Origin of the sequence: Streptomyces sp. SLBN-31 (assembly GCF_006715395.1) — a bacterium.
GTDB lineage: Bacteria > Actinomycetota > Actinomycetes > Streptomycetales > Streptomycetaceae > Streptomyces.
On sequence record NZ_VFNC01000001.1, the window covers coordinates 4148398 to 4166898 of the forward strand.

Sequence of the window (18501 nt, forward strand, 5' to 3'; positions counted from 1 at the left end):
CGCCCTATCAGGAGGAACCCGTGTCCACGACCGTCGAAGCCGTAACTGTCCTGCGCACCCGCTGGTCGTCCGAGAACGACGCCGACCGCTTCACCGTGGACGACCCGGCCACCGGCCGGCCCCTGACGGTCATCCAGGGGGCCGACGCCGACCGGGTGGACGAGGCGGTCAGGACCGCCCACGAAGCCCACTACGCCTGGAAGGCCCGCACCCCGCGCGAACGAGGCCGCTGGCTGTACAAGGTCGCCCAGGTCATCCGCGAGCACGCCGACGAGATCGCGGCCCTGGAGTCCAGCGACAACGGCAAGCCGTTCACCCAGGCCCGCCAGTTCGACCTGGAGGGCGCGGCCACCATCTTCGAGATGTTCGCCGGCCTGTGCGAGGCGATGCCCGGCCAGGTCCGCGACTCCGGCAGCATGCTCGACGTCACGGTGCGCGAGCCGTTCGGCGTGGTGGGCGCGATCGTGCCGTTCAACTGGCCCCCGCTGCACACCGCGGGCAAGCTCGCCCCCGCCCTGGCGGCGGGCAACGCCGTGGTCATGAAGCCGCCGGAGCAGGCACCCCTGTCGGTGCTGCGCATCGCTGAGCTGGTGCAGTCCGTACTGCCGGACGATGTCGTGCACATCGTGCCCGGCGGCGGCGAGGTCGGCGCCCACCTGGCCGGCCACAAGCTGGTCGGCAAGATCTCCTTCACCGGCGCCCCCACCACGGGCCGGTCCGTGATCAAGACGGCCGCCGACAACCTGACGCCGACGCTGCTGGAACTCGGCGGCAAGAACGCCCTGATGATCTTCGACGACGCGGATGTGGACTCGGCGCTGCGCTGGGCCGTCGAGGGCGGCTACTTCAACCAGGGCGAAGCCTGCACCGCCTCCTCCCGCATCCTGGTCCACGCCGACCTGCACGACGAGGTGGCCCGCCGCCTCGCATCCGCCGTCCGCCGGCTCAAGGTCGGCGCCGGCTCCGACGCCGGCACCCACGTCGGCCCCCTGGTCAGCCCCGCACAGCGCCGGCGGGTACTGGACTACCTGGACATCGGCGTCGCCGAGGGCGCCACCATCGCCGCGCAGGCACCCCTGCCCACCGACCCCGAACTGGCCGACGGCTACTACGTGCCGCCGACCCTGTTCACCGGCGTCAGCCCCGACATGCGCATCGCCCATGAGGAGATCTTCGGGCCCGTCGTGTGCCTGATCCCCTTCGCGGACGAGGCCGAGGCCGTCCGCATCGCCAACGGCACCGAGTTCGGCCTGGTCGCCGGCGTGTTCACCCGCGACTCCGAGCGCGCCCTGCGGGTCAGCCGCGAACTGCGGGCCGGCATCGTGTTCGTCAACCACTACAACCGCGCCTTCACCGGCACCCCGTTCGGCGGCGTGGGCGCCAGCGGCTACGGCCGCGAGCACGCCCTGGAGACCTTGCAGGAGTACAGCTTCAGCCGCAGCCTGCGCCTGCCCTCCGGCCGCGAGGAGATCCCCCGCTGGGCGCCCTCCCTCGACGTCGTCGACGAAGCCTGACCGGGATCCGGACATCCGCGAAGGTGGTGGCCTGTGAGTACGACGATGCGCGCGGCGCTCTGCGTGGCGGCGGGCGGTCCCGAGGTCCTGCAGATCCGCGACCTGCCCATCCCCGAGGTCCGCAAGGGCTGGAGCCTGGTCCGCGTGGAGGGTGCGGGCCTGAACCGCTCCGAACTCAGGACCCGCCAGGGACACTCCCCGGGCGTCCGCTTCCCCCGCGTGCTCGGCATCGAGTGCGTGGGTACCGTGGCCGACTCCACCGACCCCCGGCTGCCGGCCGGGACGACGGTCGCCGCGGTCATGGGTGAAATGGGCCGGGAGTTCGACGGCGGCTACGCGCAGTACGCGCTGCTGCCCAACGCCCTGCTGATACCGGTGACCACCACCTTGCCGTGGGAGGTACTGGCCGCGCTGCCCGAGACCTACCTGACCGCGCACGGCGCCCTGGACGCCCTGGGCATCCTGCCCGGCGGGGGACGGCTGCTGATCCGCGGCGGAACCTCCTCGGTGGGGCTGGCCGCGGCCCAGATCGCCGCCGCCCACGGCATCGAGACCGCGGCCACCACCCGCAACCGGGGCAAGGCCGACGCACTGAAGGCCGCCGGCGTCGACCACGTCCTCCTTGACGACGGCCGGCCGCCGGCCGATGCCCTGCACACGCTATGGCCCGAGGGACCGGACCACGTCCTGGACCTGGTGGGCACCCACAGCGTGCCCGACTCGCTGCGGCTGGTGCGCCGCGGCGGGACGGTGTGCGTGGCGGGCTCGCTCAGCGGCTGGCTGCTCCCCGACTTCGAACCGATCGCCATGATCCCGACCGGGACCAGGCTCACCGCCTTCCACAGCGACACCCTCAAGGGCAGCAGCGGCCAGGCCCTGTTGCAGCGGATCGTCGACGAGGTCGAGACGGGCGTCTACCGGCCGAACCTCGACCGCGTCTTCGCCCTGGACGACATCGTGACCGCCCACCGCCGCATGGAGGCCGACCAGGCCACCGGCAAGACGGTCGTGCTGCCCTGGGCCGACGCCACCGGCGGGCGAACCGGCCCATGACGCACCACCGCGCGAGCAGACACCACATCCCCAGCGGACCAGGAGCGCAGCAATGATGACCGAGTTCGTCGAGACCGCCGTCGTCGGAGGGGGCCAGCAAGGGTGCTCGGTCGCGGGCTCACTCGCCCGGCTCGGCTACCGGGCGGTGGTCTTCGAGCGGGGAGAGATCGGCCAGGCCTGGGCGAAGGAGCGCTGGGAGAGCCTGCGCGTCAACACGCCCAACCGGACCGTCACCTTCCCCGGCATGCCCTACGACGGCGACGACCCCGAGGGCTACATGCCCGCCCGCGAGGTCGCCGCGCGGCTGCGGCGCTACGTGACCGAGGCGGGCATCGACGTACGCGAACACACGCCCGTACAGAGCATCGAGGCACCCCTCGAGGCCCCCGCCCACCCCGACGCACGCTTCCGCCTCCACCTGGACAACGGCCACAGCGTCGAGGCCCGCAACGTCGTCGCCGCCCTCGGCGGCTACTGCGCGCCGCGCCTGCCCGAACTGACCGCCCGGATCGACCCGTCCATCACCCAGCTGCACACCCGCTACTACCGCACCCCCCAGTCCCTGCCGCCCGGCGCGGTGCTCGTCGTCGGCTCGGGCAACAGCGGCCAGCAGATCGCCGAGGACCTCAGCGACGCCGGCCGGCAGGTGTACCTGGCGGTCGGCCGGCACAAGACCTCGCCGCGCCGCTACCGCGGCGCCCAGGTCCTGGACTGGCTGCAACTGCTGCCGCTGGAGGGCAACTTGGAGTCCGCCTCCGGCGGCCGCGGCAACTCTCCGGTCCTGCCCGGCGTGTCGGTGCTCACCGGCAAGGCCGGCGGCCGTGACCTCAACCTCGGTGTGCTGGCCCGCAAGGGCGTCACCCTCGTCGGCACCGTCCGCGGTGCGCAGGGCGAGGTCCTGCTGCTGGAGGACAACGTCCGCGCCATCGCGCGGGCCGCCGCCCGCGCCGAGTCCGAACTCCTGGCGGCCATCGACACCGCGATAGAACAGCACGGTCTGGTCGTGCCCGAGGCCACGCCCCAAGCCCCCTTCGACGACTCGCTGTTCGCGGACTACGGTGACAAGCTGGACCTGGCCGACCGGAACATCACGTCGATCGTCTGGGCCACGGGATTCGTCCCCGACTACCGCATCCTGCCCCCCGCCGCCCTGGACGACAGCGGCATGCCGGTGCACCGTGCGGGGGCCGGCACCCTGCCGGGGCTGTACTACGCGGGCCTGCCCGAGGGCGGTTCGGTGATGCCGCTGCTCATCGCCTCCACTCGGATCCAGGCCGAGCGGGTCGCCCGCGCCGTCCAGCTCGACAACACCCTGCGCCACCGCTCCCCGGCGGCACTCGGCCGGCTCTGGGGCTGAACTCGAGCCGCCTTCGGCACCCCGCACGACGCGGGCAGCGGCGTCCGGCGGGAAAACCCGCCGGGCGCCGCTGTGCTGCCGGCGGGCTCGAACGCCCTCCGGGCCGTGCGGCGCCGCGGTGGGTTGCTGCGTGCCGGCGGCCGGCCCGTGCTGTGCCGCTTGCTGCCGGCCCCGGCGCTGCCCGGGCCGTGCTGTGCCGCTGTGTGACCGGCATGCCGGAGCCGTCCGGCCCAGCTGCGCTCCTGTGCCGCTGCGCCCTGCCGCTGTGTGCCGTGTTGCTCTCGCCCGGCCCCGAGGCCTCGTCGGTGGCCGCGCCGGACGGGGCGTGACGACCCGAACGAAAGGGGCCCCGGTCAACAGACCGGGGCCCCTTCGCCGTTCAGCGGGGGGCGGCGCCGGCCGGGACGTGATCCCGGCCGGACGGCGGGGGAGCGGGCCATGGACGCGGGGCCGAGGACACGAACACGCCGCCGGCGCCGCCCCAGGTTCCTGGCGGGCGGCGCCGGCGGCGTGGGTGACGTCAGGCCGGTCGCGGTACGACCTCCAGGCGCTGGGGCCCGTTGATGATGAAGGACTCCACGCGTGGGGGCTCCTGGCCGGGGTGCGCCAGGGCGAGCTCGGGCAGCCGGCGGAAGAGCGTGCTCAGGGCGACGTCCGCTTCGAGGCGGGCGAGGTGCGCGCCGAGGCAGAAATGAGGTCCGTGGCCGAACGCGAGGTGTTCCTTGCTGGACCGCGTGGGGTCGAAGCGTTCGGGGCACTGCGGGTGCAGTTCCGGGTCGCGTCCGGCGGCCGCGAAGGCGACGGTGATCGCGTCACCCTTGCGGATGACGACGCCTTCGCCCAGGTCGATGTCCTCCAGGGCGCAGCGCATCGGTATGTGCATGATCGGTCCCTCGATGCGCAGCGTCTCCTCGATGACGTCCTTCCACTCGATGGTCCCCTCGTGGATGCGGGTGAGGGTCCCGGGGTGGCCGAGCACGGCGTGGACGGCGCTGGTGATGAGGTTGACGGTGGTCTCGTAACCGGCGCCGATCATGAGGAACAGCGTGCCGAGCAGGACGTCCTCCGACAGTGGCTCCTGGCCCGGGTCGGAGGGCAGCAGCAGGTCGCTGGTCAGGTCGGCCGCCGGGTGCTGGCGCTTGTAGCGCAGCAGTTCGCCGAGCCGCTCGTACAGGGTGTCGTTGGCGGCACGAGCCTCCTGCGGGCCGAGGGAGGAGTTCAGGACCGCGTCGATCCCGGTGCCGATCTTGGTGCGCAGGTGGCCGGGGACGCCGAACAGGTCGCAGATGACGGTGATGGTCAGGGGCAGGGCCAGGGCCTGGCGGATGTCGGCGACCGCCCCCGGGGGCAGAGCGGCCAGCGCGTCGATCAGCCGGTCGGCGGTCGCCTGCACCTGCGGACGCATGCGTTCGACCTGCCGCGGGGAGAACGTCCCGGCGACGCGGCGCCGGGAGGTGCGGTGCTCCTCGCCGTAGAAGTTGAAGAAGCTCTGCTGCAGGGCGAGGGCGGCCAGCGGCCAGCCGTCGGGCATGCGGGCCAGGTCGGGCCAGTGCTGTCGTATGTCGCGCGAGACGCGCGGGTCGTTGGTGAGCGCCTGGATGACGCTGTGCCGGGTGACCGCCCAGGCGCGCACGGGGCCGGGAAGCTCCACCAGCACGGCGGGTGCCTCGCGCAGCGCGGTGGCTTCTGCGTGCATCGCCCGGCCGGTGGGATCCAGGACCGGGCAACGGGTGACGGACAGGGCTGTTGTCATGGGGGACTTCCTGACTTCGGATCGGAGGGGCGGGTTACGTCGGCTTTCGCTCAGCTGCCGGCGGTGGCGACGTCGGCGGGCGCGGCCACCGGCCGTGCGGCAGCGGCAGGTTGGGCGGGTGGGCCGACGGGGCGCTCACGCAGGAACAGCGACGCGGCCAGGCCGATGACGCCGGTCGCGGCCATGTACAGGGCGATGGGCGTCCAGCTGTGGTACCTGCCGAGCAGGGAGGTGGCGATGAGGGGGCTGACGGCGCCGCCGAGCAGACCGCCCACGTTGTAGCTGATGGACATCCCGGAGTAGCGCAGCGCCGTGGGGAACAGCTGCGGGTAGAACGCGCCCTGCACGCCGTAGTTCGCGGCGAACCCGGCGAACAGGATCAGGAAGCCGAGCGCCATCAGCGGCAGGGACCTGGTCCCAAGCAGCGGGAACCAGACGAAGGGGGCCACCGTCATGACGGCGATGCCGCCGACGAAGACCGCCTTGCGGCCGCGGCGGTCCCCGAGCCGGCCGAAGAACGGCATGGCGACGATCAAAAAGAGGCACGACCCGGCGAGCAGCGTCAGCATCTGCGAGCGGCTCACGTGGAGGGTCGCGGCGTATTTGAGGGAGAACACCGACCCGAGGTAGAAGACCAGGAACATCGGCAGCGCCGACAGCGACGCGCACAGGGTGAGCAGACCGTGCCGCCCCACGATCTCCAGCGCCGGTACGGTCCTGACGGCGCCCTCGGACTTCACCTGCTCGAACTCGGGGGTCTCCGCCAGCCGCAGCCGCACGCGCAGCGCGAAGGCCACGAGCACCGCGCTGAACAAAAACGGCAGCCGCCATCCCCACGCCAGCACCTGACGCTCCGGCAGCAGGGTGACCAGCAGCAGCACGCCGTTGGCCAGCAGCAGCCCCCAGGCGTTGCCGGTGCCGACGATCGCGGTGAGCAGGCCCCGCCTGCTGGGCCGGGCGTTCTCCAGCGCCATCAGGAAACCGCCGCTGGACTCCCCGCCGAGCGAGCACCCTTGCACGAACCGCAGGACGGTCAGCAGGACCGGGGCGGCGACTCCGATCGTGCGGTAGGTGGGCAGCAGGCCGATCAGGACCGTCGCGCCGCCCATCACGGTGAGCGTGGCGACCAGCGTCGTCCTGCGGCCCAGCCGGTCCCCGAGGTGCCCGAACACGAGGGCACCCAGCGGCCGGCCCACGAAGGCGACCGCGAACGTCGACAGCGACAGCAGGGTCGCGGTGGTGGGGGCGAAGGAGGGGAAGAACAGGGTGCCGAAGTACAGGGACGAGAACGACCCGTAGATGAGGAACTCGTAGAACTCGATGCTGTTGCCGATGAGGCTGCTCAGTACGGCTCTTCTGCGCTGCCCTTCGGATGTGCGCAGGGAGGTCATCGTGGCTCCTTCGTGGATGCCGCGGCCTTCAGGCCGGGGAGGAATCGAAGTTCCTGCGGAGCAGGGCAGGGAAAGGCGAATCGCCTCTGCGGCGGTTCGGTGTGTGCGGTCGGCCGACGCCCGGTCCTCACAGGGGAGCTGATAGAACGTGAGGTATGGCGCGGCAGGTCAAGCGGGCGTTCAGGTATCGCTTTTACCCCACGGACGAGCAGGCGGCGGAGCTGTCGCGCACGTTCGGCTGCGTCCGCCTGGTGTTCAACAGGGCGTTGGAGGAGCGCACCCGGGCCTGGTACGGCGAGCAGCGCCGCATCTCCTACGTGCAGTCCTCCGCCGCGCTCACCCAGTGGAAGAAGACCGAGGAGCTGGCCTTCCTGACCGAGGTGTCCTCCGTTCCGCTGCAGCAGGCGCTGCGTCATCTGCAGACGGCGTTCGCCAACTTCTTCGCCAAGCGCGCGAAGTATCCGCGGTACAAGAGCCGGAAGAAGTCCCGCGCGTCGGCCGAATACACCCGCTCCGCCTTCACCTGGCGCGAGGGGAAGCTCACGCTGGCCAAGATGGCGCAGCCGCTGGACGTCCGCTGGTCGCGGCCGTTGCCCGAGGGTGCGGAGCCGACCACGGTGACCGTCTCCCGCGATGCGGCGGGCCGTTGGTTTGTGTCCCTGCTGTGCGAGGACTCCGTCGCAGCGGCCCCCGCCACGAACACGGTGGTCGGCCTGGACGCCGGGATCACCTCGCTGGTGACCTTGTCCACCGGCGAAAAGGTGGCCAACCCCCGACACGACCGCCGCGACCGTGCCCGCCTGGCGAAGTCCCAGCGGGAGCTGTCCCGCAAGGCCAAGGGCTCCGCGAACCGGGAGAAAGCCCGTCGTCGCGTCGCCAGGGTCCACGCGCGGATCGCCGACCGGCGCCGCGACTTCCTGCACAAGGTGTCGACTCGACTCGTCCGTGAGAACCAAACGGTCGTGATCGAGGACCTCACCGTCCGCAACCTGCTGAAGAACGGCACGCTCGCGCGCGCCATTTCCGATGCGGCATGGACGGACCTGCGCATGATGCTGGAGTACAAGTGCGCCTGGTACGGGCGCGAACTCGTGGTGATCGACCGCTTCTTCCCCTCCAGCAAGCTGTGTGGGAACTGTGGCACGGTCTTCGAGAAGCTGCCGCTCAACGTCCGCGCGTGGACGTGCGAGTGCGGCGCCGTGCACGACCGCGACGTGAACGCGGCACGCAACATTCTGGCCGCCGGGCTGGCGGCGTCTGCCTGTGGAGACGGTGTAAGACCTCAACGGGAGTCCTCCCGGACGGGGCGGTCGTCGGAGAAGCAGGAACCCCAGCGGGCGACCGCTGGAATCCCCCGCCTTTAGGCAGGGGAGGAAGTCAAGGCGTCTCCGAGGCTCAGTGGTCGACGGTGCCGGTGAAGGGGGTGGGCCGGGGCCGGACGAGCGGGCAGCGCCGGTGAAACGCGCGGCCCGTCCGCCCATGGCAGGACGTGCGCCCGAACGCGCGGCGCACGCCACCGCCGCGGCCGCCCCCGGTCGAAGGCGGGCCAGCTAGCTGGAAAAGTCCTCCTCCCACCACTCCTGCGCCGAGCGCGTGAGCCGCTGCTCCTCGCGCCGGCGCAGCTCGGCCCGCTGGGTCTTGCCGGAGATGGTCTTGGGCAGCTCGGCGAACTCGATCCGGCGTATCCGCTTGTAGGGGGCGAGGTGTTCGCGGGCGTGCGCGAGGATCTGCTGCGCGGTCTGCGCCTCCGGCCGGTAGTCGGCGGCCAGGGCGATGTAGGCCTTGGGGACGGCCAGGCGCAGCGGCTCGGGGGAGGGCACCACAGCGGCGTCGGCGACGGCCGCGTGCCGCAGCAGCACGCTCTCCAGTTCGAAGGGGGAGATGCGGTAGTCGGACGCCTTGAAGACGTCGTCGCCGCGTCCCAGGTAGCGGAAGAGGCCCTCGGCGTCGCGGGTGGCGAAGTCGCCGGTGTGGTAGAGGCCGCCGTGCAGGGCGCGGGCGGTCGCCTCGGGATCGCCGAGGTAGCCGCTCATCAGACCCAGCGGCCGGCCGGCCAGCGGCAGGCAGATCTCGCCCTCCGCCGCCCCGTCCAGGAGGGGGGTGTTGGTCCGCGCGTCCAGCAGGGCCACGTCGTAGCCCGGCAGCGCCCAGCCCAGCGCGCCCTCCACGGCCGGCATCCCCGGCGGGGTGCCGATCTGGGCGGTGGTCTCGGTCTGCCCGTAGCCGTCCCGTACGGTGACGCCCCAGGCGTCGCGGATGCGGTGCACGACCCCCGCGTTGAGCGGTTCCCCGGCGGCCACCGCCTCGCGCAGCCGGATGGGCCAGCGGGTCAGGTCCTCCTGGATGAGGCTGCGCCACACGGTGGGCGGCGCGCAGAAGGAGGTCGCCGCGCAGCGGGACATCATCTGAAGCAGCGGACGGGCCGCGAACCGGGGCTGGTTGACGACCAGGACCGTGGCCTGCGCGTTCCAGGGGGCGAACAGGCAGCTCCAGGCGTGTTTCGCCCAGCCGGGCGAGGAGATGTTCAGGTGCACATCCCCGGGGCGCAGCCCGAGCCAGTACATGGTCGACAGGTGACCGACCGGATAGCTCAGCCCGGTGTGGCCGACCATCTTGGGGCGGGCCGTGGTGCCGGAGGTGAAGTAGATGAGCGAGGGCTCCTCGGGCCGGGTCCGTACCGCCTCCCGCAGCGGTGCGGCGGCGTAGGCCCGCTGGTAGTCCTGCCAGCCCGCCACCGGGTCCCCGACGGCGACGCGTGTCCAACTGCCGTGCAGGCCGTCGAGTTTGGGGGTGAGGTCGGCCTGGGCGATGACGTGCCGCACCGCGCCGCGCTCCAGCCGTTCGGCCAGGTCCTCGGGGGTCAGCTGGACGGCCGCGGGGATGACTGCGGCGCCCAGCCGGAACGCGGCCAGCACGCACTCCCACAGCTCCACCCGGTTGCCGAGCATGAGCAGGACACGGTCCCCGCGCCGCACGCCGATCGATTGCAGCCATCCGGCGACCCGCCGGGAGCGTTCGGCCAGTTCGGCGAAGCTGACGGCCGTGTCGGCGAGGATGGCGCCGTGCCGGTCGAGGTCGAGCACGCGCAGCGCGGTGGCGTCGTTGCCGTCGGAGATGACGTCGAACCAGTCCGCGACCCAGCTGAACGTCTCGCCGAGGGCGGGCCGGGGGAAGGCGCGGGCGCGCGGCAGGTCCCCGTAGGAGGACAGCAGGTGGTCGCGGGCGCGCCGGAACGCTTCGGTCGCTTCACGCATGAGGGCTACCTCCCGTTGAAGGTGGCGCGGCCGGGCCCGTCGGCGGCGAAGGTCCGCATGCCGCTCAGCCGGTCCTCGGTGGCGAACAGGGCGGCGAACACCGACCGTTCGATGGCCAGACCGGAGGCCAGGTCGGTCGCAAGGCCCTGGTCGACGGCCGTCTTGGCGGCGTGCAGGGCCAGGGCGGGGCCCTTTTCGAAGCGCCGCGCCCAGCGCAGCGCGGCGGGCAGCACCTGGCCGGTCGGCACGACCTGGTCCACCAGGCCCAGTTCCAGGGCCTCCTCCGCTTTGACCTGGCGGCCGGTGAAGATGAGTTCCTTGGCCTTGGCCGGGCCGATCAGCCGGGGCAGCCGCTGGGTGCCGCCGGCTCCGGGGATGACGCCGAGCAGGACCTCGGGCAGTCCCAGGCGGGCCTCGGTTCCGCAGATGCGGGCGTCGGCGGTCAGCGCCAGCTCGCAACCGCCGCCGAGGGCGGGCCCGTTGATCGCGGCCACCACCGGTTTGGGGATGGCGGCCACCGCGTCGAAGGCGCCCTGGAGGACCGGGGCGTGGGCCACCATCTCGGCGTGCGTCATCGCGGCCATCTCCTTGATGTCGCCGCCGGCCGAGAAGGCCGTGGGCCCGCCGTACAGGACCACCGCGCGGATCCGCTCGTCGCCTGTGGCCTGCTCGGCCGCGGCGCGCAGCGCCAACTGGGCCGCACGGTCCAGGACGTTCAGCGGCGGCCGGTCAAGGCGCAGGATGCCCACCGCTCCGTCGAGGTCCAGGTACGCGGAGAGGCGTTCCATCGTGGGGGTGCTGGTCAAGACCACAGCAGGCCTCCGTTGACTTCGAGGACGTGGCCGTTGACGTAGCTGGATTCGGGACCGGCCAGGAACAGGGCCGCGTCGGCGGCCTCGTCGGCGCCGCCGGGCCGGCCGAGGGCCAGCCGGGTCTTGTAGCGCGCCCAGATCTTGTCGTTCTCGGTGAGCTGCTGGCCCATGCCCTCGTCGAGGATGCCGGGGGCCAGGGAGTTGACCAGGATGCCGCGGGGGCCGAGCTCGATGGCGCTGACGCGGGTGAACATCTCCACCGCGGCCTTGGTGGCGCAGTATCCGGCCGCGCCGATGGCGACCCGGGTGGCCATGCTGGAGGAGACGTTGATGATCCGGGGGGCCTGGCTGCGTTCCAGGTAGGGAATGGCCGCCTGGGTGCACAGGAACACCCCGGTGAGGTTGGTGGCCACCATGTCCTGCCAGTCGGTGACCGGCAGCCGGTCCACCCGCCCGTCCCGGCTCACGCCGGCGTTGGCGACCAGGATGTCCACGCCGCCGAACCGGTCGGCGGTCTCGGCCATCAGTGCGGCGACCGAGTCGGGGCTGGTGACGTCGACCGGGACGTAGGCGCCGCGGCCGGGGGAGAGGTCGAGGACCTCCTTGATGTCGTAGGGGTTGCGGGCCGCGCAGACCACCTGCGCGCCCTCGAGCAGGTAGCGTTCCGCGATCGCGCGGCCCAGTCCCCGGGAGCCCCCGGTGATCACGGCCGTCTTTCCGGCGAGCCTCATCATGATCCTCCTTGCCTGACGTGGGGGACCGGGAGCACGGCGGAGCAGCCGGCCGTCCCGATCACATCGAAGGGCGATCCGCAGCCGCGGCAGTCGTAGGGCACCTTGCAGACCGCGCCGCCGAAGCGGCCTGCCCGTACGACGTCGTCGCCGGCGCAGTAGGGGCAGCGGGGCGTGGTGCCCGCCACGCGGTAGCCGGCGGTGCGCAGGGCGTCGTGCCCGGCGGCGGTCACCGCGGCGGGCTGCCATGTGCCGCGCTCCCACACGATCTCGATTGCGTGCCCGGGCGCGGCGCCGGTGAGGGCGGAGCGCACCCGCCGGGCGATTTCGCCGCGGGCGGGGCAGCTGAGCCGGGTGGGGGCGAGGTGGACCACGATCCGGCCGTCGGTGCGGGACACCGAGCGCACCACTCCGAGGTCGCCCAGGGTCACGTCGATCTCCGGATCGAGCACGTCGGCGACGACGCCGGTGAGCGGGTCGGGGGACGGAATCGCGGCGGTGGCAGGGGTGTTCACAGGAACACCTCCGGGGCGTAGTGCTCGCGCACGAGGCGGCCGCGCGCCAGGCAGTCGGCCAGCACGCTGCCGCCGCTTCCCGCGGCCCGCGGCACCGGCTGGTGCGGCAGGCGGGAGCCGGGGACGCCGCTGTCACCGACGAGTGCCGTCAGACGCGCGTGCAGCGCCTGAGTCACGGCGTCGTGCGGGCCGGCGCCGAACAGGTCGCCGGCGCAGTGCGTCACCTCGGCGTAGGCCTGGGTGAACTCCTCACTCGTCTCGGGCCAGGCGGCCAGCGCCCGCGCCCAGCGCCGCCAGTGCTCCAGGTGGACCAGCTGTTCGTCGCGGATGGCGGCGAACGCGGGCTCGCCGGCGGCCCGTTCCTCGGCGAGCACACTGACGGCCGCGGAGATCACCAGAGCGCACACCACGGTGGACGGCCAGTCGGTGAGCCGTCCGATGACACGGGAGACCCGCCACTGCTCCTGCGGCCGTTCGAAGAGGTGGGCGTCGGCGGCGGACGCGTCGAATCCGTGCAGTGACAGGATGGTCTCGGCGTGCGCCAGTGCCTCCTGCCCGATGGAGCCGACCGCCAGGGACTCCTCCAGGTCGATGTAGTCGACGATGCGTTCGCCCAGCCGGTTGCCCAGCACGAACAGGTCCTCGGCGAGTGCCAGCCACAGTCCGCTCCGGGCGCGGCCGGCGCTCTCGCGCCTCTCGTTGTCGTGCGGGGCCGCGGAGTTGTGCTGCGGGGTGTCGGGGGCGGCGGAGCGGTCGCGGCGGCGGGTGGTGGGGAAGCCGGGCTGGCGGTGCGGCATCCGGGTCTTGGCGGCGAGCAGGCCGCGGTCCTCGGCGCTGGAGACGATCAGGTCGGTGCGCCGTACCACCCAGAGCCGGAAGAGGTCGTCGCGGCGCCCGTAGGTCTCCTTGGCCAGGTGCCAGGCGGCGTCCCGGCGCGGCGCGACGAGGGAGCCGACGTGATTGAGCGGCGAGCCGCTGCCGGTCTGTGCGAACACCTCGTAGACGTCGGTGTCGGCGGGAACGTGCGGCATCACGCCACCCCCCGCAGGGCGCGCCGGTAGCGCGCGTTGCGGTCCAGGGCACCGCGCACCCAGTCCAGCCGGCGCTGTGAGGCGGGGCCGCCGTTTGCGATGACCTTCTTCACCTCGGCCCAGTCGGGCATCGCGAACTCCCATGCACCTGAAGGCAGTTGGCGGGCCAGTGCGGGATCCACGTGCACGCCGAGCTTCTCGAAGACCGGGATGATCTTGCCGAGCCAGGCCTGGCGCAGCTCGTCGTTGCCGTCGGGCTTCAGCCCGATCTGGTGCATGCGATTGGCGTGCAGCGTCTCGGTGTCCGGCGGGCCGAGGTAGGCCAGCACCCGCGGCAGCCACGTCTCGAAGCCCTCCTGCACGCGGCGGCGCTGGTCGGCGTCTCCGTGCGTCAGCACCTCGTGGGTCAGATCCAGGGCGTGCTGGTAGTGGAAGGACTCCTCGCGCTCGATCTTGCGCAGCGCCCGGCTGTAGGGCAGGTAGACGCCCTTCATCAGCGACCGGAACTGGAAGATCGCCGCCGAGTTCATCAGCAGCAGCCCCGGGCCGAACTCCTCCCAGGACGCGAAGGAGTAGTGGAAGATGTTGTGCACCTTCGAGCGGCCCTCCAGGTAGTCCACCAGGATCCGCTCGCGTGGCATGCCCAGGTCCTCGGCGACCCGCGCGGCCACGTGCCCGTGGCCCACCTCGTCCTGGACCTTGGCCATCAGCATCTGCCGCCGGGTGCAGCTGGGCGCGCGGTCCAGCCACTCGGCGAACGGCAGCACGCCCACCAGCTCGTTGAGCGCCTGGACGGTGGCGAACCGCCGGGCGCCCTCGCGTACCTCGTCGGGCATCGGGTCCCACAGTTCGTAGCGGCGGGGTTCCGCCGCTGTCGCTGTCGGCATGTCTGGTTCCTTTCGCAGCGCTTGCACGGTTTGCAGCGGTGTCGCGGGAGGGGGCTCAGTACCAGCGGACGACCACGGCCCCCGCGGTCATGCCGCCGCCCACTCCCGCCAGCACCAGGCGCTCGCCCCGGCGGAAGGGCCGCAGTTCGTTCTCCGCGCGCAGGGTGAGGGGGATGGAGGCGGTGGCGGTGTTGCCGAAGTGCGGTGCGGTCAGCGGGACCCGGCCGGGGTCCACGCCCAGTTCGCGCGTACAGGCCTCGACCAGGCGGGTGTTGGCCTGGTGCAGGATGAAGCGGTCCACGTCCTCCAGCCGCACCCCGGCGGAGTCGAGTGCCTCGCCGATGACCTTGGGCAGCACGCCGAGGGCGTAGTCGCGCACCTCGCGCCCGCGCATGCGGAACAGGTGCTCGCCGGCCTCCCGGCTGCGGGCGTCCAGCGGCGTACGGGTGCCGCCGGCGGGCACCTCGACCAGTTCGCGGTGCTCGCCGTGGGCGACCAGGCGCCAGCCCAGTACGCCGTACCCGTCGGGCACCGGGCCGAGCAGCACCGCGCCGGCCCCGTCGCCGAAGAGGCTGACGGTGCGCCGGTCGGAGCGGTTCATCAGCGAGGAGTACATGTCGGTGCCGACCACCAGGGCGTGATCGCCGCCCTGGCCGGCCAGCCGCGCCGACAGCATCGAGTCGGCGACCGCGAGTGCGTAGAGGAAGCCCGAGCACACCGCGTTGACGTCGAACGCCGGGACGTCGGACAGGCCGAGCTTGTTCTGCAGGATGGCCCCGGTGGAGGGTTGCGGCTGGTCCGGCGTGGAGGTGGCCACGACCATCACACCGAGCCGGGCCACCGCCTCCGGCCGGCTGCCCAGCGCCTCACGCGCGGCGTGCAGCGCCAGGTCGGAGGTGACCGTCCCGGGCTCGCGGTACCTGCGCTCCAGGATGCCGGTGCGCTCGACGATCCAGCTCTCTTGCGCGCCCGTCCACTGGGCGACCTGCGCGTTGTCGATGACCCGCGGCGGCACGTGACCGCCCAGGCCGAGGAATCCGAAGCCCATCACACGCCCTTCGCCGAAGCCCGGTCTCGCGGTGTGCCGTCCGGTACCTGCACGACGGCGCAGGCCCACGTCCAGGCCGCCCCGCCGCTGATCACCAGGGCGACGTCGCCGGGCTCGAGCGGCACCCGGTCGCGCATGTCGGCGAGGTTGGCGAAGAAGTCGCCGCACCCCAGGTGGCCGGTGGCGGAGCCGAACCGCAGGGCCTCGGCCTTGAGCAGCTCGTCGAGCACGGGGCCGTAGATGGAGTCCAGCAGGCTCGCCCCCAGCCGCGGCAGCGCGATGTACTTGATCCGCGGGTCGTCGGGCTCCAGCCCCGCGTCGTGCAGGCTGTCGGTGATCACCTTGCGGATGTTGCGGCCGGCGATGGTCTCGAACTTCTCCTTGCCGTACGCCGCCATGTAGGACTTCTTGGGGGTGCGCAGGTCGATGAAGCCGTCGTGCCACATGGGAGCCGGGCTGAAGTCGTTGCCGTGCCGCATCATCAGCTCGAACTGGGCGTCGGTCGCGGTGGCCAGGGACAGCAGGGCGTAGTCGTCGGATCCTGCGTCGCCCCGGTGCACCAGGGCCGCGGTCCCGGCGTCACCGAAGCCGAGGCCGTAGTCGGAGGTCCAGCGGTCCATGCCCGGAGGGCAGAACCGGTCGCCCGTCGTGACGAGCACGGCACCCAGACCGGCGTCGGCGTCCAGATGCATCCCGGCCAGTTGCAGGGCCAACGAGCCCGCATTGCAGCCCTGTTGGACGCCGTAGGGCGTGGCGGTGCCGGCACCGACCGCGTGGGCCACGTAGTGCGGCGGCGACCACATGTCATGGCCCTGGTGGTAGATCCAGGTGTGCAGGACCAGGCCGATGTCGGACGGGCTCCAGCCCGCCCGGCTCAGTGCGGCACGGCCGGCCTCCGCGGCCATCTCGGGGGCGGACAGGGTGGCCGAGAACGGCAGGTGGCTGACGCCGAGCCGCTCCGCGTCCGATTCGGTCAGCTTCCCGGCCGCCACGGCGTCCTCGACGTTCTCGCGGTCCGGTGGAAACCACGAGGTCACGGTCTTGATCCGCAGATCGTTTCCGAATTTCATGCAGGCTCCTTCGAAAGCTCGGGATCCGTGTCGCGTGCGGGTCGCCGGCCGACGAGCGGAGGCCGGGTTGAGTGCTCGGCGCTTCGTCCGGCCGGGAAGAGAAGGGGACGCCGTTCCAGGCGCGGTGCGCTCCGCAGGTCCTCGGCCACCGGGGTGGGTCATCGGCGCACCGGGCCACCAGTGGCTTCCGGCCCACAATCGCATACCTTCGCAGAGGTATGTAACTGCTGCAGGCCGCGCTGCACCGCCTCGCGCCGTGGGCGCCGGTAAGGCGCCTGCCGCTGTGCAAGTGGGGAGGGTCCGCACTTGCACAGGCCGTCCAACTGGGCGCATTGCATGCGAAGTTGACCGGCTCCGACCCCCGCTCCCAATTTACATACCTTCACGAAGGGATTATTCTCGGGCGCAGAACCCACCACGGGCGGCCACCGCCCCGCTCACCCCGAAGGAAGAAGCCACCCCATGGCCACCACAGACTCCCGATCGCCACGGTGGGCCGGGTACACCCTCGCCCTGCTGGCGTTCACCCAGTTCATCGTCACCATCGACTACAACATCGTCTACGTGGCACTGCCGGACATCGGCAGCCAGCTCGGCTTCTCCGCGCAGTCACTGCAATGGGTCGTCAGCGCCTACGCGGTCGCACTCGGCGGACTGCTGCTCTTCGGAGGCCGCGCCGCCGACCGGATCGGCCCGCGCCGCATGCTGGTCACCGGACTCGTCATCTACGCCCTGTCCTCCCTCACCGGCGGCCTCGCCCAGAACGCCGGACTCCTGGTGGCCGCCCGCGCGCTCCAGGGCGTGGGCGGTGCGCTGCTGACACCGGCGACGCTGATGCTCATCTTCACCACGTTCGCCCCGGGCCCGGAGCGCAACCGGGCCACATCCGTGTGGGGCGCCGTCGGCAGCGCGGGCCTGGCGGCGGGCTCCCTGTTCGGCGGAGTACTGACCAGCGCCTTCGGCTGGAGCTGGGTCTTCTACGTCAACGTCCCCCTCGCGCTCATCGCGGCGTTCGCCGCCACCCGGATCCTGCCGCCCGACCGCCCGCTCGGCACCGGCCGCAGCTTCGACGCCGTCGGCGCCGCAGTCGCCACCGCCGGCTCGACACTGCTGGTGTTCGGCCTGGTCAGCGGCCCGGACAAGGGCTGGGGCTCGCTGGAAGGCCTCGGCGCCCTGACGGCCGGCGCGCTGCTGCTGGCGGTCTTCGTCCTGATCGAGAAGCGCTCGGCGGACCCTCTGGTGCCCCTGAAGCTGTTCCGCCTGCGGGGCCTGAACATCCCCATGCTGGCGCTGATCGTCTTCCAGGCGTCCCTGGGCGGCACCTACTACCTGCTCACCACCTACCTGCAGTCCGTGCTGAACTACAGCCCGTTCGCCGCCGGCATCGCCTTCCTGCCGCCCACCGTGATCTGCATGGCGGTGGCGATGAAGCTCAACGCCCGGGTCCTGGGCCTGCTGGGCGTCCGCACCACGCTCTTCCTCGGCACCACCGCCACCGCCGTCGGACTGGCCGCCATCATCGCCGGCATGTCCACCCACGGCTCCTACTGGGCCCTGGTGCCGGGCATCGCCATCTGGGGCGCCGGCGGCGGCTTCGCCTTCCCGACGCTCTTCGTCGCGGTGGCATCCTCGGGCGCCGAACCCGCCCAGCAGGGCGTCGCCTCGGCACTCGCCTCCACCTGCCGGCAGATCGGCGGCGCCCTCGGCCTCGCCGCCCTGGTCGCCGTCGCCAATGCCCACGCCGGCCACCACCCCGACCCGCACGCCCTGGTCGGCGGCCTGCGCATGGCAGGCTGGGTCGCCGCCGTCGGCACCCTCGGCGGCGCGCTCATCGGACTCGGCCTGAAGAAGCAGCCCCGGCCGACCCCCACACCCGCCACCACCCCGGCAACGGCACCGGACGTCACCGACGCCGCCACACAGGCGGGCTGACGCCGCTCCACCCCCGGCGGCGATCCGGGCGCCCGCACCCCCCGATGCGGGCGCCCGGCACCGGGGCGCCACAGCGAGCGCACGACACGCACCACCGGTGGGCGCCTGTGCGCGCCTCAACGGCGGACGCACGGTCACCGACGGACGAGACGC

General features: G+C 72.4%; 15 protein-coding genes. 5 read left to right on the plus strand and 10 right to left on the minus strand.

What is annotated here, in order from left to right:
• Positions 1 to 20: 20 nt before the first annotated feature.
• Genes FBY22_RS19295 through FBY22_RS19305 form a run of 3 tightly spaced genes read left to right on the plus strand, consistent with a single transcriptional unit; the run spans position 21 to position 3924 of the window.
• Entirely contained in the window at positions 21 to 1514 is a 1494-nt protein-coding gene (locus FBY22_RS19295; RefSeq protein ID WP_142147118.1) for an aldehyde dehydrogenase, read from the plus strand.
• A gap of 33 nt (positions 1515 to 1547) precedes the next feature.
• Positions 1548 to 2567 carry a zinc-binding dehydrogenase gene (locus FBY22_RS19300; protein ID WP_260844940.1) on the plus strand — a complete coding sequence of 340 codons (1020 nt, stop codon included), beginning with the start codon at positions 1548 to 1550 and terminating at the stop codon, positions 2565 to 2567.
• Between the two features lie 52 nt (positions 2568 to 2619).
• The gene (locus tag FBY22_RS19305; protein WP_142147120.1) at positions 2620 to 3924 is read left to right on the plus strand and encodes an NAD(P)/FAD-dependent oxidoreductase; all 1305 of its coding nucleotides are present in this window, start codon (positions 2620 to 2622) and stop codon (positions 3922 to 3924) included.
• Between the two features lie 520 nt (positions 3925 to 4444).
• Here the strand turns inward: FBY22_RS19305 and FBY22_RS19310 are convergent.
• Positions 4445 to 5677: a cytochrome P450 gene (locus FBY22_RS19310; RefSeq protein ID WP_142147121.1), complete on the minus strand. Its 1233-nt coding sequence runs from the start codon at positions 5675 to 5677 to the stop codon at positions 4445 to 4447.
• Between the two features lie 50 nt (positions 5678 to 5727).
• Positions 5728 to 7068, minus strand: a complete 1341-nt coding sequence (locus tag FBY22_RS19315; RefSeq protein WP_142147123.1) for an MFS transporter — start codon at positions 7066 to 7068, stop codon at positions 5728 to 5730.
• 155 nt (positions 7069 to 7223) lie between these two features.
• Here FBY22_RS19315 and FBY22_RS19320 point away from each other — a divergent pair, with 155 nt between their 5' ends.
• Entirely contained in the window at positions 7224 to 8432 is a 1209-nt protein-coding gene (locus tag FBY22_RS19320; RefSeq protein ID WP_142147125.1) for an RNA-guided endonuclease TnpB family protein, read from the plus strand.
• Between the two features lie 186 nt (positions 8433 to 8618).
• Here FBY22_RS19320 and FBY22_RS19325 read toward each other — a convergent pair whose 3' ends face one another.
• The 8 genes from FBY22_RS19325 to FBY22_RS19360 are packed head-to-tail and all read right to left on the minus strand — an operon-like array spanning position 8619 to position 16416.
• A complete protein-coding gene (locus FBY22_RS19325) occupies positions 8619 to 10322 on the minus strand; it encodes an AMP-binding protein (RefSeq protein ID WP_142147127.1) in 1704 nt (567 codons plus the stop codon).
• Positions 10323 to 10327: 5 nt separating this feature from the next.
• Positions 10328 to 11110, minus strand: a complete 783-nt coding sequence (locus FBY22_RS19330; RefSeq protein ID WP_142147817.1) for an enoyl-CoA hydratase/isomerase family protein — start codon at positions 11108 to 11110, stop codon at positions 10328 to 10330.
• Between the two features lie 14 nt (positions 11111 to 11124).
• Entirely contained in the window at positions 11125 to 11868 is a 744-nt protein-coding gene (locus FBY22_RS19335; RefSeq protein ID WP_260844941.1) for an SDR family NAD(P)-dependent oxidoreductase, read from the minus strand.
• Positions 11865 to 12380 carry an iron-sulfur cluster assembly protein gene (locus FBY22_RS19340; RefSeq protein ID WP_160159908.1) on the minus strand — a complete coding sequence of 172 codons (516 nt, stop codon included), beginning with the start codon at positions 12378 to 12380 and terminating at the stop codon, positions 11865 to 11867. The genes FBY22_RS19335 and FBY22_RS19340 overlap by 4 nt, the downstream gene beginning before the upstream one ends.
• The gene (locus FBY22_RS19345) at positions 12377 to 13411 is read right to left on the minus strand and encodes a Phenylacetic acid catabolic protein (RefSeq protein ID WP_160159909.1); all 1035 of its coding nucleotides are present in this window, start codon (positions 13409 to 13411) and stop codon (positions 12377 to 12379) included. The genes FBY22_RS19340 and FBY22_RS19345 overlap by 4 nt, the downstream gene beginning before the upstream one ends.
• Positions 13411 to 14298 carry a Phenylacetic acid catabolic protein gene (locus FBY22_RS19350; protein ID WP_142147133.1) on the minus strand — a complete coding sequence of 296 codons (888 nt, stop codon included), beginning with the start codon at positions 14296 to 14298 and terminating at the stop codon, positions 13411 to 13413. Before FBY22_RS19350 ends, FBY22_RS19345 begins: the two co-directional genes overlap by 1 nt.
• A 55-nt stretch (positions 14299 to 14353) precedes the next feature.
• Positions 14354 to 15346 (minus strand): 3-oxoacyl-ACP synthase III family protein, encoded by a 993-nt coding sequence (locus FBY22_RS19355; RefSeq protein WP_142147135.1) that lies wholly within the window; start codon positions 15344 to 15346, stop codon positions 14354 to 14356.
• Positions 15346 to 16416: a ketoacyl-ACP synthase III family protein gene (locus tag FBY22_RS19360; protein WP_142147137.1), complete on the minus strand. Its 1071-nt coding sequence runs from the start codon at positions 16414 to 16416 to the stop codon at positions 15346 to 15348. The genes FBY22_RS19355 and FBY22_RS19360 overlap by 1 nt, the downstream gene beginning before the upstream one ends.
• Positions 16417 to 16878: 462 nt before the next feature.
• Here FBY22_RS19360 and FBY22_RS19365 point away from each other — a divergent pair, with 462 nt between their 5' ends.
• Positions 16879 to 18348, plus strand: a complete 1470-nt coding sequence (locus tag FBY22_RS19365) for an MFS transporter (protein ID WP_142147139.1) — start codon at positions 16879 to 16881, stop codon at positions 18346 to 18348.
• Positions 18349 to 18501: the final 153 nt, after the last annotated feature.